The organism is Lentzea sp. NPDC020367, assembly GCF_044387305.1.
Lineage (GTDB): Bacteria > Actinomycetota > Actinomycetes > Mycobacteriales > Pseudonocardiaceae > Lentzea.
The window spans coordinates 1273032-1286823 of sequence record NZ_JBIRVV010000001.1 but is presented as its reverse complement, the minus strand read 5'-3'; the positions used below and the strand labels follow the sequence as shown (position 1 = coordinate 1286823).

The following is a 13792-nucleotide window of genomic DNA, read 5'->3' as shown; positions in this document are numbered from 1 at the left end:
TGCTTTCAGGTTGACCTGCGGCGAATGGGTGGAGCCAAACGGAACGCCGCCTCTACCGTCCCTGCATGCCTTTGCGGAGATCAACGGTGCGCGGCCGCGAGTTCGGCGATGCCATACGCGCACTCCTGCGGGCGGCCGACCTCACCAACCGGGCCGCCGCCGAATTGCTGGGCTGGCAGGAAGCCAAAGTCTCGGAACTGGTCAACGGCAAGGAAGGCGTGAGCGACGTCGACCTGGCCAAGTTGCTGGGCCTGTTGCGCACGCCGCCCGACGAGTTCGACCACCTGATGGCGCTGCACCATGACGCACACATCAGGGATTGGCTGCAGCCAGCCGGTTCCAAAATGCCGGACCGAGTGCGCACGTTGCGAGAGCACGAAAGAATCGCATCGGAGATCACCGGCTGGTCGATGAACGTCGTGCACGGCCTGCTCCAGGTGCCCGACTACACCTGGCATCTCGCGCTCGCCAAGCCTCTCGCCGAGCTGGACGCCCGCGTGGTGGTCGAGAACCGGGTCGTGCGTCAGACAGCCGTGCTCGACGGGAACCGGCCAGTTGCGATCTTCATGCACGAGCAGGCTCTGCGACTGCCGGTCGGCAACGCGGACGTCATGGCGGAGCAGTTGCACCATCTGTTGCGCTTGTCCGTGCGGCCGTATCTCACGATTCGCCTGATCCCCACGGCGTTCGGGCCGCACGGCGGGCTCGCGGGTGACTTCGACCGGTTGAAGTTCAAGAAGATCCCCGCACTCGTCTACGTCGAAAGCGAAGGAGCTAACGTCTTCCTTGAGGATCAAGCTTCTGTCGCCCTCTACGACACCGTCCTGGAGTCACTCGATCGGACGGCGTTGGACGAGGTCGAGACGAGGAAGCTGATCACCGACATCATCGGTGAGGAGGCTCGTGATGACCAGGTGGCGCAAGAGTAGTTACAGCGCCAGTGACGGCAACTGTGTCGAAGTGGGCCGTGGCGTCGGCATTCGGGACAGCAAGTTCCCGTCCGTCGAACTCCCGCTCACGGCCCACCAGTGGGCACCGCTCCTCCGCCTGGTCAGGACTCGTCCCACGGCGAGGTGACGGAGGCGTCCCACTCCTCGTCCTCGAAGGACCTGCGCGGTCGCACCGGCTCCGGCAGCACCGGCGGGTCCAGCAGCCTCGCCCATGGTCATGCGGCCGGACAGCACCTCCTGCGCCATCTCGGCCATCGGCTGTCCCGGCGCCGACCTGACCAGGTTGCGCAGCACGGCTTCCCGCAGCCGTGGCTCGTCGACGCTGGTCACAGCGGCGATCCGGGGGAGAGCAGCATCCTGGGCGGTTTGACGTCGCGCAGGCGGCCGAACTCGACGGCCCTGACCAGGCCTACGACGCCTGCCGCGCGGTCCTTCGCCTTGCCCCACAGCGACATCGCCTCGGAGACCAGTTCGATGATCTGGGAGGCGTAGTAGAGGATGGCCGCGATGACCGCGCCGCGCCGGAAACCCCTGCTGAGCGGCAGCGACACCATGGAGGCGAGCCACAGGCCGGCCATCTCGGTCAGGGTGGCGGCCACTGCGGCGAGTGCCTCGTTGAACATCTGGGCTGCCTGGACGCCGGACTCGTAGTGCTCGGCGAGATTCGCGCAGATCGGGGCGAAGTCGCTGACGGCGCGGCCGATGTTCGCCCCGATCTGTTCGCTGGCGGCCCGCCACCTCTACGCACACGCCGCGCACCGCCGCGACCGGGCTGAAGAGGTCGGACGACGGGTCGTACTTGAAGAGCGGGCCGTTGTCTGCGGGGCGGTCGGGTTGCTTGAACTGGTCGGACGGTTCGGCGGAGTCGAGGCCGCGGAACAGCTTGTTCAGCCGTACGCGTGTTCGTGGGAGGCCATGGTGTCGAGCAGGACACCTACTTCGGGAAGGGTCAGGTCCGCGTACTTCTCGACGTGGCGTTGTGCTGCCGCAAAGAACTCGGCCACCCACCCAGTGGATCGGTGGCGCGGCGATCACGCAGGCGGCGTAACCGGTTCAGCGTACGCCGACGTCGTTCCACGCCCCCTGGACGACGTTCGCCACCTCGCTGCCGAACAACGCCTGCGCGCTCGCGGTGGTGGCCGCGGCGGCGTCGGCGAAGTTGGAGTTCACGCGGAGTTTCGTGGCGAGCGCGTCGTACCAGACCTTGCCCGCGCGGTCCCAGGCGTTGCCGCCGAGCCGAGTCGCGGCGAGGTGGAACGCCTTGTTGGGGATGCCGGAGTTGATGTGCACGCCGCCGTTGTCGTTGCGCGGGTTGCCGTCGTCGGGCAGGTCTACGTAGGAGCGCATGTGCGCGGGCTGGCGGTCGAGCTGGTGCGCGCGGCCGGGATCTTTCATGGACCGCAGTGCGACGCCCTGCAGTTGCGTGCCGAGGATGCCCGCGCCGATGAGCCAGTCGGCCTGGTCGGCGGAGTGTCCGAGCGCGTGCTGCTTGACCAGGGAACCGAAGACGTCGGCCATCGACTCGTTGAGGGCGCCGGACTGCTTCCGGTAGCGCAGGCCGGCCGTGTACTGGACGACGCCGTGTGTGATCTCGTGCCCCACGACGGTGATGTCTCGGGCGAGGGCGCCGGGCTGGAAGACCTTGCCGCTGCCGTCGCCGTAGACCATCTGCGTGCCGTCCCAGAAGGCGTTGTCGAAGTCGCGTCCGAAGTGGACGGACGAGACGAGCTTGAGGCCGTTGCCGTCGACGCTGTGGCGGCCCAGGACGTCGCGGTAGAAGTCGTAGGTGCGGTCGGCGTTGTCGAACGCGTCGTTGACGGCGCCGTCGTCGATGAGGCCGTCGCCCTCCTTGCGGCGCAGGACGCCGGGCAGGGTGCGTTCGTCGCCACCTTGGACGTCGTGCACGGCCTTGAACTCGCCGGCCGGGCCGCGCAACTGGGCGGCGTTGAGGTCGAGGAACTGCACGGCCTCGGTGAGCGTGGCGCGCTGGGCGCGCAGCGTGGCGGAGGCGAGCAGGGTTCTGATGGCGTCGCGGAGGTCGACGTTGCCGGCCTCCGCGAGTTCGATCTGCAGGTGTGCGGGCAGGATGAAGCAGGTCATGGGCTTGGTCCCCTCTTTTCCGTACCTGGGAAGAGGGAGCGCGCCGTGCGGAAATACAGGTCAGCCGCGGGCCCACTGGGTGACGACCGCCGTGCCGTCGAGCGCCGTCACGCGGATGCGGACCAGGCCCGGTGGCACCTCGGTCACCATGAACCAGCCGTCGGTGATCGGCACCGCACGGCGTGACCGCGGCGTCTCCACCACCACCTCGCCCTCGGCGCCGGTGACGAACCCGCGCACCACGTCGTCGATGATCTCCAGGCTGACCGTGACCCGGTCGGACTCGAACGCGAGCGACAACGGCCCGTCGCCGCGCACCAGGGCCTCGGACTCGACCAGTTCGGCGAGTTCGGCGTCCAGCGTCCGCAGTGCCAGGGCGGCGCTCGCGTCGCGCAGCACGCCGGCCGGGACGGGATCGAACGCGTCGGCGGTGGCACGCAGGACGTCGAGGAAGTCGTCGTCGTTCATGACCGGTCCTCCAGCAGCTCGTTGCCCCTGACCAGCACTTTCAAGCGTCCCAGGCAGCGCTGGCGGATCGGCCCGATGCTGCCGACCGGCATGTCCAGCGCCAGCGCGACCTCGGCGTAGGCGGGCGGCGGCGAGGCCATCAACACCCGCAGCAGGCGCCGGCAGCGGTCGGGCAGCTGCTCGAAGACCTGCCAGAGCGCGGCGTTGCGTTCGCCGGCGAGCAGGTCGTGGTCGACCTCCGGCGCGGGGTCCGGGGAGTCGGCGATCTCCTCGGTGGGCTCGGGCAAGCGCCCGGCGCGGCGCAGCAGCTGCAGGCACTCGTGCCGCGCGGTCGTGGAGAGCCACCCGGCGAGTCGTTCGGGCTCGGTGATGCGGTCGAGGTGTTCGACCAGCTTGATCCACGTGCACTGCACCACGTCCGCCGAGTCGGCGTCGCCCAGCCGGTAGGCGCGGGCGATCGACCACAGCAGGCCGCTGAACTGCCTGACCAGGGCGTCCCACGCCGTCTGGTCACCACGCCCGGCCGCGGCCAGCGACGCCGATATGTCCATGAAGACATGATGCCCCTCACACCCGCTCAGATTCGTCGTTCGAATCCGTTCGTCGTGTTTGGCGAAATTGCCGCCCGTGAGCGCCGTCACAGGTGCATGCTGTGTGCACCAGCTCAACCCGAGGACTGATGACCATGACGAGTGCGACCGCGGGCTCCCGCCACAACTGGGACTCCGACCTGGAGCGCTACCGAACGAGGGCGGTCCAGGTGCTCGACACGCACCTGCCCGCCACGACCGGCTGCACCGAATGCGGCGACCCGTGGCCCTGTGCCCGCGCCTGCAGTGCGGAGCTCGTCCTCGAACTCTGACACCTACGAGTTCACCCGATCGAGGAACGCACGGACCCCGGACAGCATCCGCTCGACCTGCTCGTCGACCGTGATCGACTCCTTGAACCGCGAGCCGGGTCCCGCGCTCTTCTTCCCGCGCAGGTACAGCGAACACCGCAGGTCGGCGCACACGTAGACGCCGACCGTGTTGCCCATTTGCCCGGACTTGCCGGCCTTGCGCGCGGACATCAGCGACACGCCGTCACCGGAATGCGTGGTCAGGCACCACGAGCACATCGTCTTGCGCGCCCGCCCGGCCTGCTGCGCCCTTCGCAGCGCGATGCCCGTGAGCGTGCCGTCCAGCTCGATCACCAGATACGAGCGGTCGGGCGCGGCCGGGTCGGTCCACCCCAGAAAGTCCAGGTCGTCCCACGGCCGTTCGCCCAGATCCTTGGGTACGTGCATGCGCTTCGCCTCGCCCTTGGTGGAATTGACGAAGGACGCGCGTATGTCGTGTTCGGTCAACGGCTTCATGCCAGGGACGCTAGGCTTACCTAGAGGTCCTAGGCAAATCATTAAGGACCCTAGGAAGGGTGACGGATGGCACGTGCGGGGCTCACGGCCGACCGCCTCACGCAGGCGGCGGCGGACCTGGCGGACGAGGTCGGCTTCGAGAACGTGACGGTGTCCGCCCTGGCCCGTCACTTCGGCGTGAAGGACGCCTCGCTCTACTCGCACATCCGCAACGCCCAGGACCTGCGCGTCCGCCTGGCCGTTCTGGCACTGGCCGAACTCGCCGACCGGGTGTCCGAGGCGATCGCGGGCCGTTCGGGCAAGGACGCCCTGGTGGCGTTCGCCAACGCCTACCGCACCTATGCCCGCGAGCATCCCGGTCGCTACTCGGCGACGCAGATGGCGCTGGACCCGGACATCGCCGCGGACAGCGCGGCCGGCAAGCACTCCGAGATGACGCGGGCGCTCCTGCGGGGCTATGACCTGTGGGAACCCGATCAGACCGACGCCGTCCGGCTGCTGCACAGCACGTTCCACGGGTACGTGTCGCTGGAACGCTCCGGGGCCTTTCACAGCCATCCGCGCGGGGTCGAGGCGTCGTGGCTGCGCGCGCTGGACGCGCTTGATTCGTTGCTCAGGGCGTGGCCGCCGGGCTAACCTCACGCCCATGATCGACAGAATCGAGTCCCGCGTCCGCGCATGAGCGGATCCCTGTACGAGCACGCACTCGCACTGCACCGCGAGTTCCCCGGCGAACCGCTGCCCAGAGACGGGTACCCGTTCCCGGACGAGGACCGCCACCGCGCCACCTCCCGCCGCCTTCGCAAGCGTGGCCACAGCCCGCGCAAGATCGGTGCGGACGTCGCATCAGCGCTGGACGAGCACTTCTCGGCGAAGAAGGCCTCGCCCGCCGGGCTCGCCAGGACGCTGGCAGACCTGGACGTCCCGATTCACCACAACGACCACATCGCCGCCGCGGCACTGCGCGCCAAACGATCCGAGGTACGGCGAACCGGCCGGTGGCTCGTGCGGCACAGCGACAACCGGCGGGCCGCCGTGGTCGGGCTTGCCCTGCTCGCGGCCGGCTACGACGAACGAGACATCCCGCTGATCCAGACGATCGGGCTGCTCTCGAACCACTTCGGCCCGCTGGCCGCTGACGCGCTGGCTCGCCGCCGAGGCGGCACCGAGGCGTTGACCTGGCTGGGCGACCGGGTCTCCGGTTGGGGCCGCGTCTACGTCGTCGAGGCGCTGTGCAAGAGCAGCCTCGCTCGTGACTGGCTGCTCCGCCACGCGTGCGACGGCGATTTCCTCAACGCCTATTTCGCGGCCCAGGCCGCTACCGCCTCGCACCTGCTCCTGGCCATCGGCGCGGACGACGCCGACGAGGCGATCGTCGACCACACCGGGCGACTGCTGAACGTCCTGACCTGGTCCAAGGGAATGAGCGAGGACCTGTGGAACTACCCGCCCGCCGCAGCACTGGTCGAGGCCTACACCCGGCACGTCACCCGACTGCCTCTCACCGACGTCCGCCAGCGCCACCGCACTCAGCTCGCCGAGGCCCTGCGGAAGGTTCCGTTGATCGGTCTCGACACTTCAGCGGTGACCACCGCACTGCTTGGATGAACTCCATGCGAGCCCTGCTGCTCTCCCTGCTGCTGACCATCTCCGTCGCCACGCCCGCCCACGCCACCAGCGGGTTCGTCGTGCTGCGCGACGTCGACCCGACGATCCAGCACGACATCCGCTACTACACCGCGCACAACTTCGTCGGCACCCGCATCGACGGCTACCGCGCGCCCCTGTGCATCCTCACGAAGCAGGCCGCGAAGGCGTTGCGGACCGTGCAGCGCGAGATGCTCAAACAGGGCTACACGCTCAAGGTCTACGACTGCTACCGGCCGCAACGCGCCGTCGACCACTTCGTGCGGTGGGCCCGCGACCTCGCTGACCAGCGCATGAAGCCCGAGTTCTACCCGCGCGTCGACAAGACTCGGCTGTTCGAGGACGGCTACATCGCCGAGAAGTCCGGCCACAGCCGCGGGTCGACGCTCGACCTGACCATCGTGAAACTGCCCTCACGGCACCAACGCCCGTACGTGCCCGGCGAGCGGCTGGTGGACTGCGCGGCGCCGAACCGGTTCCCCGACAACACCGTCGACATGGCCACCGGCTACGACTGCTTCGACACGCTCTCGCACACCGACGACCCGCGCGTGACCGGGCAGGCGCGCGAGAACCGTCAGCTGCTGAAGTCGGCGATGGTGGCGGCCGGGTTCCGCAACCTGGCCGAGGAGTGGTGGCACTTCACGCTCAACGACGAGCCGTTCCCCGACACGTACTTCAACTTCCCCGTAGCGCGCTGAAAGTGCGGCGCAGGTCGCTGACCCACGCGTCCGGGTTCTCCCACGGGATGAAGTGGCCGCCGTGCTCGTGGGCGTTCACGTTGACGTGGTTGAAGTAGCCGGCCAACGGTCCGGACTTGAACGCCTGGACGCGTTCGTCGGCGGTGTGGATGCCGGGCGGGTTCTCGTAGGTGACGAAGGTGAGGCCGGTCGGGGCCTGCACGACCGGCCTGTGGTCGTGCGACGGCGTCCACGGGTAGCGGTTGGCGTTGGCGTAGTAGCGCATCGACGTGGCGATGGAGTTGTTCGCCCAGAAGATCGTGGCGTGGGTGAGCAGGTCGTCCCTGGTGAAGACCGATTCGACGTCGCCGCCGTTGTCGCTCCACGAGTTCCAGCGTTCGAGCAGCCAGGCGAGCAGGCCCGCCGGTGAGTCGCTCAGGCCGTGGGCGAGGGTGGCGCCGTCGAGCATGTGCGCGGTGAGGTGCGGTGCCCAGCGGTGGTCCAGTTCGATGGTGCGGGCGCGGGCCTCCGGGTCGTCGGGCAGCGGGCGGTTGCGGGCGAAGTCCCAGGCGCGCTCGCCGGTGAAGAAGTCGAGCGGCAGCCCTGAGCCGATGTGGATGCCGTACAACGAGTCCGCGTACTTGTGGCCGAGCTGGCTGGAGATGATGCCGCCGATGTCGCAGCCGCCGGCCGCGTACTTCTCGTGGCCGAGGGTCTCGGTCATCAGGGTGTGCCAGAGGTCGGCGACCTTCCAGAAGTTGACGTCCAGGAAGCCGGTGAGCGGGCCGGGGAAACCGAAGCCCGGCAACGACGGCACGATGACCTCGAAGTCGTCGGCGAGCGGGTCGATCACCTTCGACCAGTGCCAGAACGTCCACGGCCAGCCGTGGGTGAGGATCAACGGGATCGGGCGCGCGCTACGGCTGGGCTGGCGCATGAAGTGGATCGGGACGCCGGCGACCGTCACCTCGTAGTGCTCGTAGGCGTTGATGGCGGCCTCGGCCCGACGCCAGTCGAAACCGTCACGCCAGTGGTCGACCAGTTCGCGCAGGTAGCTCGCCGGGACGCCGTAGGACCAGTCCTCGTTGCCCTCGTCCAGCGGTGAACGGGTGAGCGCGAGGCGGGCGCGCAGGTCGTCGAGGACCTCGTCGGACACGTGGATCGGCGTGGGCTCCAGTGGGAAGGTCACGCCTCGACGATAGTGATCACACGTGTCCGACCGAGTCCTAGGAGTGCGCCGCCCCGATGGGCGGAAGTTCCCTGGTCGTGTCGGCGACCTGGGTGAACTTCGCCGTCAGGGGAGACAGCAGCGACGAGGTCATGGCCTTGTCCGCCAGGCGGCGCAGGGCCAGCCCGAGCCGGGTGCGGGGGTAGGCGATCGGCACGATCCAGCGCGGGAGGGTCTGGACGTCGTCGACGAGCGGCCGCATCCACTCGTCGTAGGCCGCGAGCCCTTCCTCGAGCCGGTCTCCCGACGTGGACAGGCACGCTGCCAGCACGTATCCGCTCACGAGCGCGAGCGAGGCGCCACCTCCGCCCATCGGGGTCACGCACCACGCCGCGTCGCCGGCCAGGACCACCCGCCCGCGGTGCCACACGGGCATGCGGATCTGGGTGAGGTGGTCGACGTAGACGTCGGCGGAGGTGTCGAACCCGTCGAGCACGCGACGGGCCTCCCAGCCCGCGTCGGCGAAGTGGCTCCGGAACGCGGCCAGGGCATCCGCGCGATCCAGCCGGGTGACGTCCGCGGCCCGGGCGTGGGCGAGCATGGCGCGGGTGGTGCCGTGGTTGTCGGGGCGCAGGTGGACCTGACGTCCTTCCGTGGTGGTGTACCAGCGCCACCGGCTGTCGTCGGAGGCCGTGCGCGGGATCGTGCCGAAGACCATGGAGATGCCGAGGTCGCGGCGGTCGACCAGGTCGCCGAAGAGCTTGTCGCGGGTGGCCGAGCGGACTCCCTCGGCGAGAACCAGCAGGTCAGCGCTCAGAACGCGGCCCGAGGCGGTGGTGATGGTGACCGCGTCGGCGTCGTCGGCCACCTCGGTGATGGTGTCGCCGTAGGTGATCTCGACCCCCTCCGGCAGGTGCTCCAGGATCGTGCGGGCGAAGTCGCCGCGCAGGACCTCGAACTCGGCGGTGGCGCTGTCCGGTCCGTTCGACGGCAGCTCGGCGAGCACGCGGCCGTTCGTGTCGACGAAGACCGTGCCCGTCTCGGTGGTGTTCTGCGCCTTCACGGCCTCGGCCAGTTCCATCCTGGCGAGCACCTCGCGTCCGACGCCGCGGACGTCGACGTTCTGCCCGCCGTCGCGGAACTCCGCGGCCCGTTCCAGCACGGTCACCTGCCATCCCGTGCGCCGCAGCCAGAACGCGGCCGAGAGGCCCGCGATGCTCGCACCGGAGATCACCGCGTGTCGTGCAGCCATCTGAAACTCCCCTGTCAGTAGCTTTGCTGCAAAGCTACTTCGGAGCTAAGGCGCGTGCATGACAGAGAGCGATCCGCTGACCGCGGACTGGACGCCGGCGCAGATCGAGGTGATGCACCGGCTGCGCGACTGGGTGATCGACTTCGGTGAGCTCAACCAGCACCTCGCCACCTGGATGCGACTGCCGGGCGCCGACGCCAACGCGCTGGGCCAGATCATCTGGGCGGCCGAGACGAACGCCCCGCTCTCCCCGGCGCGACTGTCCCGGCAGATCGGCATGACGACGGGCGCGACCACCATCCTGCTCAACCGGCTCGAAGCCGCAGGTCATGTCCACCGCACGCGGGAGAGCACCGACCGCCGTCGCGTCACCCTGCGCCCCACACCGGCTGCCCGGGATCGTGCCCGCGAGTTCCTCGGCCTCGCGGGCGCCGAGATCGCGAACGTCCTGCACACGACACCGCCGGCCGAACTCCGCACCGTCGCGACGTTCCTGGCGCGGATGACCGCGGCCGCGGACGAGGCGAACCTGCGCCTTGGCCGGAGTTGACCGCTACAGACGTGGCCGGGTGAGCAGTCGCGACAACACGATCGCGCTCTCGGTGCGGTCCACGGGCGCGGTCGCGCGCACGCGCTGGATGGCCTGTTCCAGGTGCGGGATGTCCCTGGCGAGCATGTAGAGCATCGCGTCGGCGGCACCCGAGACCGTGCACGCCTCGATGACCTCGGGAATGTCGTGCAGCGCCTTGGTCAACTCGGCCGGCGTCGGGTTGCCCTTGCAGTAGACCTCCACGAACGCCTCGGTGTGCCAGGCCATCGCCTGCGGATCCACCAACGCGCTGAAGCCGCGGATCGCGCCGGTGGCGACCAGGCGGTCGAGACGTCTCTTCGCGGCCGACGGTGACAGCCCTGCCGCCTTGCCGATCTCGGCGTACGTGGCGCGGGCGTCGCGCAGCACGCACCGGATGATCGCTTCGTCGATGTCGTCCATGCGCAAAGAATTGTCACAGAGCCCTGTTCTTTGCAAAGGATGCACCGTCGAACGCCGCTTCTGGCGATTGTTTGCGCAGGTCAGCGACCCTAACCTCCGGCCTGTGACCATCAACGATGTCGAGGCGGCCGCACTGGCTGCGGTGGACGAGGCGGCGATCGGCCGGCTCCTGCTGGACCTTCTCGCGGTGCCGAGCGTGACGGGCAGCGCCGCCGAGTCCGAGTTGCAGCACGTGCTGGCCGGGCACCTGGAACGGCTGGACCTGGACGTCGACCTGTGGTCGATGAACCTGCCCGAACTGCGTGCCAACGCGGACTTCCCCGGCGGCGAGGCGCCGCGCACGGAGGCATGGGGCCTGGTCGGCGCCACCGGGAAGAACGACGGCCCGACGCTGATCCTGCAGGGGCACGTCGACGTCGTCCCGCCCGGCGACCTGGCCCAGTGGGACGGGGATCCGTTCCGCCCGCGGGTGGTGGGCGACGTCGTGCACGGGCGCGGCGCGTGCGACATGAAAGCGGGCGTGGTCGCGATCCTCGCCGCGGTGTCCGCGATCCGGGCGACTGCGCTGCGTGGCCAGGTCGCCGTGCACTTCGTGGTCAGCGAGGAGGACGGCGGTCTCGGTGCGTTCGGCACGCTCCAGCGTGGCCACACCGGCGACGCGTGCATCATCACCGAACCGACCGGCGGCGCTTTGATGGTCGCCAACGGTGGTGCGCTCACGTTCCGCATCGAGGTACCCGGCCAGGCCACGCACGGCAGCACCCGGTACGCCGGGGTCAGCGCCCTCGACGCCTACCTGCCGATCCACGCCGCGCTCGCCCGGCTGGAGACGCGCCGCAACGTCGACGCCGACCCGCTCATGTCGGCGTATCCGATCCCGTACCCGCTGTCGGTCGGCACGGTGCAGGCAGGGGACTGGGCGAGCAGCGTGCCGGACCTGCTGGTGGCCGAAGGGCGGCTGGGCGTGGCGCTGGGGGAGGACCCCGCACGTGCTCGCGCGGATCTTGAGGCGTGCGTGGCCGAGGCCTGTGCCGACGACCCGTGGTTGCGGGCGCACCCCGCCGTCGTGACGTGGCCTGGTGGACAGTTCGCCAGCGGCCGGCTGCCGGTGGGACATCCCCTCGCCGGGCTGGTCGGTGCCGCGCACGCCGACCTCACCAATTCACGTGCTGTTGAAAAGGGCGCTCCGTACGGCAGTGATCTGCGGTTGTACGCGGGGGCGGGGGTGCCCACTTTGCAGTACGGCCCCGGTGACGTCCGGCTGGCCCACGGTCCCAGGGAGCAGGTTCCGCTGAGCGAGGTCGTCACCGTCACCCGCGCCCTGGTTCTCGCGACCCTGCGTGCCGTCGGCTGATCCACTCATCCAGATCCTGGCCGCCGATAATGTTCACTTATCGGCGGCCAGACTTTTCATGCCCAATTGAGTAGCGTTGCGTTGGTTAACGTTTGTGCACACGTTATTCTGCTACGATATTGCCGTGGAGACGAGCTGTAACTTTCCCGGCTGTGAGCGCCCCGTTTTTCGAGGTGGCGGGCCTGGCAGGCCTTCGGAGTACTGCGACCTGCCCGAGCACACGCGCTGGAGGGCGTGGCGGGAGCGGCAGCGGCTGGCGGAAACCCCCGAGCAAAACCTGGAGGTCGTCACCGTGACGAATCTCCCGAGGGTCTCCGGTACCGCCAAGATCAGAGCTGAAGAGCTTCTCGACCGGTTCCGGGTGCTGTCGGAGCAGATGACGCAGACCCTCGGGCGGGCCGTCGGCGAGCTGAACGCCATGGCGGACCCCAGCGTCGCCGAGAGTCAGATCCAGGCCGCCGAGGCCGAGGCCGCGCGGCGGGTCGCGGAGGCGCAGTCCGAACTGGCCTCCGCCGAACGTCGCCGGCACGACGCGGAGCGGGCGCGCAAGACTGCCGAGGAGACCACCGAACAGGCGGTGCGGGCGGCGGAGGAAGCCGACGACGCCGTGGACACGGCCGTGACGGAACGGGATGAGGCCCGGGAGGCCGCGCGGGCTGCCGGTGAGCGGGCCGAGGCGGAGATCGCCGAGGTTCGGGTGCAGGCGGCGGCGCTGATCGAGGAGATCCGGAGCGAGGCGGAGCATGCCAAGGCCGACGCGGTGAAGCACGCGGAGCAGGCTCGACGGCAGGCGGCCAAGGAGATCGAACAGGCACGCGCCGAAGCCCAGGCCGAGGTCGAGCGGGTTCGTGCCGAGGCGCAGGGCGAGGTGGACCGGGCCTGCTCGGAGGCACAGGCGCTGGCGCAGCAGGCCAAGGCCGACGTGCTCGCCGCCGGTCAGGCTGCTGACCAGGTGCGCGGTGACGCGGCGGCGCAGGTGGAGAAGGCGCGCACCGAGGCCGCGGAGACCGTCAGCCGGGCTGCCAAGGCTCGTGACCAGGCGCTGGTGCGCGCGGAACGGGCCGAGCAGGCCGCCGCGGACGCCCGCACGGAGCTGGAGCGGTCACGAGCGGAGTTCGAGACGCGGTTCGTGCAGGTCCGGCAGGAAAGCGCGGAACAGGTGGCGGCGGTGCGGCAGACGCTCGCCGTCGTGGAGGACGCGCGCTCTCAGACGTTGACGCGGGCTGAACGCGCGGAACGTCAGCTGGACGAGGCGGCGGAGGAGCTCCGGGCGGCGCGGCGGGCGAAGACCTCGTCCTGAGAGGCGGCCATCTCGCGCAGTGCGGACTTGCGTTCGCGCTGGGTGAGGCGGTCGAGGTAGAGCCTGCCGTAGAGGTGGTCGGTCTCGTGTTGCAGGCAGCGGGCGAAGTAGCCCCTGCCTTCGACGACGATCGGGGTGCCGTCCTGGTCCTGGCCGCGCACGACGGCGCAGTCGGGACGGGCGACCACGCGGTATGGACCCGGCACGGACAGGCAGCCTTCTGGTTCCTCGAGCAACGTGCGCCGGCCTGCGGGGAGGTCGTCCAGCACCGGGTTGAGGATGTGGCCGGTGTGGCGGGTGCCCCGTTCGTCGCGCATGTCCCACACGAACAGCTGCAGGTCGACGCCGACCTGGTTCGCGGCGATGGCGGCGCCCTCGGCGACGTGGTTGGTGGCGAACATGTCCTCGATCAGCCGGGCGAGCTCCGGTGTGCCGAACTCGGTGGCCTCGCGGCAGCGGCGGGTCAGGATCTCTTCGCCGACGACGGTGATGCGGCGCGGTGCGCCTCGGTGGATCTCGGACATG

18 protein-coding genes are annotated in these 13792 nt (G+C 69.5%); 9 read left to right on the top strand and 9 right to left on the bottom strand.

The features are described 5' to 3' along the window. Window positions 1-65 precede the first annotated feature (65 nt). Window positions 66-929 carry a helix-turn-helix transcriptional regulator gene (locus tag ACH413_RS05935; protein ID WP_360036622.1) on the top strand — a complete coding sequence of 288 codons (864 nt, stop codon included), beginning with the start codon at window positions 66-68 and terminating at the stop codon, window positions 927-929. Beyond that, window positions 907-1077 carry a DUF397 domain-containing protein gene (locus ACH413_RS05930; protein WP_360036619.1) on the top strand — a complete coding sequence of 57 codons (171 nt, stop codon included), beginning with the start codon at window positions 907-909 and terminating at the stop codon, window positions 1075-1077. Before ACH413_RS05935 ends, ACH413_RS05930 begins: the two co-directional genes overlap by 23 nt. Window positions 1078-1276: 199 nt before the next feature. On the opposite strand, the gene ACH413_RS05925 is transcribed toward ACH413_RS05930, so the two are convergent. The 4 genes from ACH413_RS05925 to ACH413_RS05910 all read right to left on the bottom strand — a co-directional run bounded on the left by ACH413_RS05925 (window position 1277) and on the right by ACH413_RS05910 (window position 4069). After that, window positions 1277-1573, bottom strand: coding sequence for a hypothetical protein (locus ACH413_RS05925; protein ID WP_360036616.1), 297 nt, complete (start codon window positions 1571-1573; stop codon window positions 1277-1279). 430 nt (window positions 1574-2003) lie between these two features. Continuing rightward, window positions 2004-3050, bottom strand: coding sequence for a M4 family metallopeptidase (locus ACH413_RS05920; protein WP_360036614.1), 1047 nt, complete (start codon window positions 3048-3050; stop codon window positions 2004-2006). Between the two features lie 60 nt (window positions 3051-3110). Beyond that, window positions 3111-3518: a hypothetical protein gene (locus ACH413_RS05915; RefSeq protein WP_360036611.1), complete on the bottom strand. Its 408-nt coding sequence runs from the start codon at window positions 3516-3518 to the stop codon at window positions 3111-3113. Continuing rightward, window positions 3515-4069 carry a sigma-70 family RNA polymerase sigma factor gene (locus ACH413_RS05910; RefSeq protein WP_360036608.1) on the bottom strand — a complete coding sequence of 185 codons (555 nt, stop codon included), beginning with the start codon at window positions 4067-4069 and terminating at the stop codon, window positions 3515-3517. The genes ACH413_RS05915 and ACH413_RS05910 overlap by 4 nt, the downstream gene beginning before the upstream one ends. 134 nt (window positions 4070-4203) lie before the next feature. Between ACH413_RS05910 and ACH413_RS05905 the strand changes: the two genes are divergently transcribed. Then, window positions 4204-4380 (top strand): hypothetical protein, encoded by a 177-nt coding sequence (locus tag ACH413_RS05905; protein ID WP_177320742.1) that lies wholly within the window; start codon window positions 4204-4206, stop codon window positions 4378-4380. Between the two features lie 3 nt (window positions 4381-4383). Here the strand turns inward: ACH413_RS05905 and ACH413_RS05900 are convergent, their stop codons facing one another. Next, on the bottom strand, window positions 4384-4875 hold the full coding sequence (locus tag ACH413_RS05900) for an FBP domain-containing protein (protein ID WP_360036605.1): 492 nt from the start codon (window positions 4873-4875) through the stop codon (window positions 4384-4386). Window positions 4876-4941: 66 nt separating this feature from the next. Here ACH413_RS05900 and ACH413_RS05895 point away from each other — a divergent pair, with 66 nt between their 5' ends. The 3 genes from ACH413_RS05895 to ACH413_RS05885 are packed head-to-tail and all read left to right on the top strand — an operon-like array spanning window position 4942 to window position 7223. After that, window positions 4942-5511 (top strand): WHG domain-containing protein, encoded by a 570-nt coding sequence (locus tag ACH413_RS05895; protein WP_360036602.1) that lies wholly within the window; start codon window positions 4942-4944, stop codon window positions 5509-5511. 42 nt (window positions 5512-5553) lie between these two features. Further along, window positions 5554-6483 (top strand): hypothetical protein, encoded by a 930-nt coding sequence (locus tag ACH413_RS05890; RefSeq protein WP_360036600.1) that lies wholly within the window; start codon window positions 5554-5556, stop codon window positions 6481-6483. Window positions 6484-6488: 5 nt separating this feature from the next. Continuing rightward, a complete protein-coding gene (locus ACH413_RS05885; protein ID WP_360036597.1) occupies window positions 6489-7223 on the top strand; it encodes a M15 family metallopeptidase in 735 nt (244 codons plus the stop codon). Here the strand turns inward: ACH413_RS05885 and ACH413_RS05880 are convergent. After that, window positions 7201-8391 carry an epoxide hydrolase gene (locus ACH413_RS05880; protein ID WP_360036594.1) on the bottom strand — a complete coding sequence of 397 codons (1191 nt, stop codon included), beginning with the start codon at window positions 8389-8391 and terminating at the stop codon, window positions 7201-7203. The two genes, ACH413_RS05885 and ACH413_RS05880, sit on opposite strands and share 23 nt — an antisense overlap. Before the next feature lie 37 nt (window positions 8392-8428). Next, on the bottom strand, window positions 8429-9622 hold the full coding sequence (locus tag ACH413_RS05875) for an FAD-dependent monooxygenase (RefSeq protein ID WP_360036591.1): 1194 nt from the start codon (window positions 9620-9622) through the stop codon (window positions 8429-8431). Between the two features lie 58 nt (window positions 9623-9680). Between ACH413_RS05875 and ACH413_RS05870 the strand changes: the two genes are divergently transcribed. After that, window positions 9681-10172, top strand: a complete 492-nt coding sequence (locus tag ACH413_RS05870) for a MarR family transcriptional regulator (protein ID WP_360036588.1) — start codon at window positions 9681-9683, stop codon at window positions 10170-10172. 3 nt (window positions 10173-10175) lie between these two features. Here ACH413_RS05870 and ACH413_RS05865 read toward each other — a convergent pair whose 3' ends face one another. After that, on the bottom strand, window positions 10176-10613 hold the full coding sequence (locus ACH413_RS05865) for an Lrp/AsnC family transcriptional regulator (protein WP_360036585.1): 438 nt from the start codon (window positions 10611-10613) through the stop codon (window positions 10176-10178). A 103-nt stretch (window positions 10614-10716) separates the two neighbouring features. Here ACH413_RS05865 and ACH413_RS05860 point away from each other — a divergent pair, with 103 nt between their 5' ends. Together ACH413_RS05860 and ACH413_RS05855 are read left to right on the top strand one after the other, a co-directional pair. After that, window positions 10717-11967, top strand: coding sequence for an ArgE/DapE family deacylase (locus ACH413_RS05860; RefSeq protein ID WP_360036582.1), 1251 nt, complete (start codon window positions 10717-10719; stop codon window positions 11965-11967). Window positions 11968-12091: 124 nt separating this feature from the next. Beyond that, a complete protein-coding gene (locus ACH413_RS05855) occupies window positions 12092-13267 on the top strand; it encodes a hypothetical protein (protein WP_360036579.1) in 1176 nt (391 codons plus the stop codon). On the opposite strand, the gene def is transcribed toward ACH413_RS05855, so the two are convergent. Next, window positions 13207-13791 (bottom strand): peptide deformylase, encoded by a 585-nt coding sequence (def, locus tag ACH413_RS05850; RefSeq protein WP_360036576.1) that lies wholly within the window; start codon window positions 13789-13791, stop codon window positions 13207-13209. The two genes, ACH413_RS05855 and def, sit on opposite strands and share 61 nt — an antisense overlap. Between the last annotated feature and the right edge of the window lies 1 nt (window position 13792).

What these genes read in the sequence shown, in the direction of transcription:
- ACH413_RS05875 (WP_360036591.1), bottom strand. Translation starts at nt 9,622, where the DNA reads ATGGCTGCACGACACGCGGTGATCTCCGGTGCGAGCATCGCGGGCCTC.
- ACH413_RS05905 (WP_177320742.1), top strand. Translation starts at nt 4,204, where the DNA reads ATGACGAGTGCGACCGCGGGCTCCCGCCACAACTGGGACTCCGACCTG.
- ACH413_RS05920 (WP_360036614.1), bottom strand. Translation starts at nt 3,050, where the DNA reads ATGACCTGCTTCATCCTGCCCGCACACCTGCAGATCGAACTCGCGGAG.
- ACH413_RS05885 (WP_360036597.1), top strand. Translation starts at nt 6,489, where the DNA reads ATGCGAGCCCTGCTGCTCTCCCTGCTGCTGACCATCTCCGTCGCCACG.
- ACH413_RS05865 (WP_360036585.1), bottom strand. Translation starts at nt 10,613, where the DNA reads ATGGACGACATCGACGAAGCGATCATCCGGTGCGTGCTGCGCGACGCC.
- ACH413_RS05935 (WP_360036622.1), top strand. Translation starts at nt 66, where the DNA reads ATGCCTTTGCGGAGATCAACGGTGCGCGGCCGCGAGTTCGGCGATGCC.
- ACH413_RS05870 (WP_360036588.1), top strand. Translation starts at nt 9,681, where the DNA reads ATGACAGAGAGCGATCCGCTGACCGCGGACTGGACGCCGGCGCAGATC.
- ACH413_RS05895 (WP_360036602.1), top strand. Translation starts at nt 4,942, where the DNA reads ATGGCACGTGCGGGGCTCACGGCCGACCGCCTCACGCAGGCGGCGGCG.
- ACH413_RS05900 (WP_360036605.1), bottom strand. Translation starts at nt 4,875, where the DNA reads ATGAAGCCGTTGACCGAACACGACATACGCGCGTCCTTCGTCAATTCC.
- ACH413_RS05910 (WP_360036608.1), bottom strand. Translation starts at nt 4,069, where the DNA reads ATGGACATATCGGCGTCGCTGGCCGCGGCCGGGCGTGGTGACCAGACG.
- ACH413_RS05930 (WP_360036619.1), top strand. Translation starts at nt 907, where the DNA reads ATGACCAGGTGGCGCAAGAGTAGTTACAGCGCCAGTGACGGCAACTGT.
- ACH413_RS05890 (WP_360036600.1), top strand. Translation starts at nt 5,554, where the DNA reads ATGAGCGGATCCCTGTACGAGCACGCACTCGCACTGCACCGCGAGTTC.
- ACH413_RS05925 (WP_360036616.1), bottom strand. Translation starts at nt 1,573, where the DNA reads ATGTTCAACGAGGCACTCGCCGCAGTGGCCGCCACCCTGACCGAGATG.
- def (WP_360036576.1), bottom strand. Translation starts at nt 13,791, where the DNA reads ATGTCCGAGATCCACCGAGGCGCACCGCGCCGCATCACCGTCGTCGGC.
- ACH413_RS05915 (WP_360036611.1), bottom strand. Translation starts at nt 3,518, where the DNA reads ATGAACGACGACGACTTCCTCGACGTCCTGCGTGCCACCGCCGACGCG.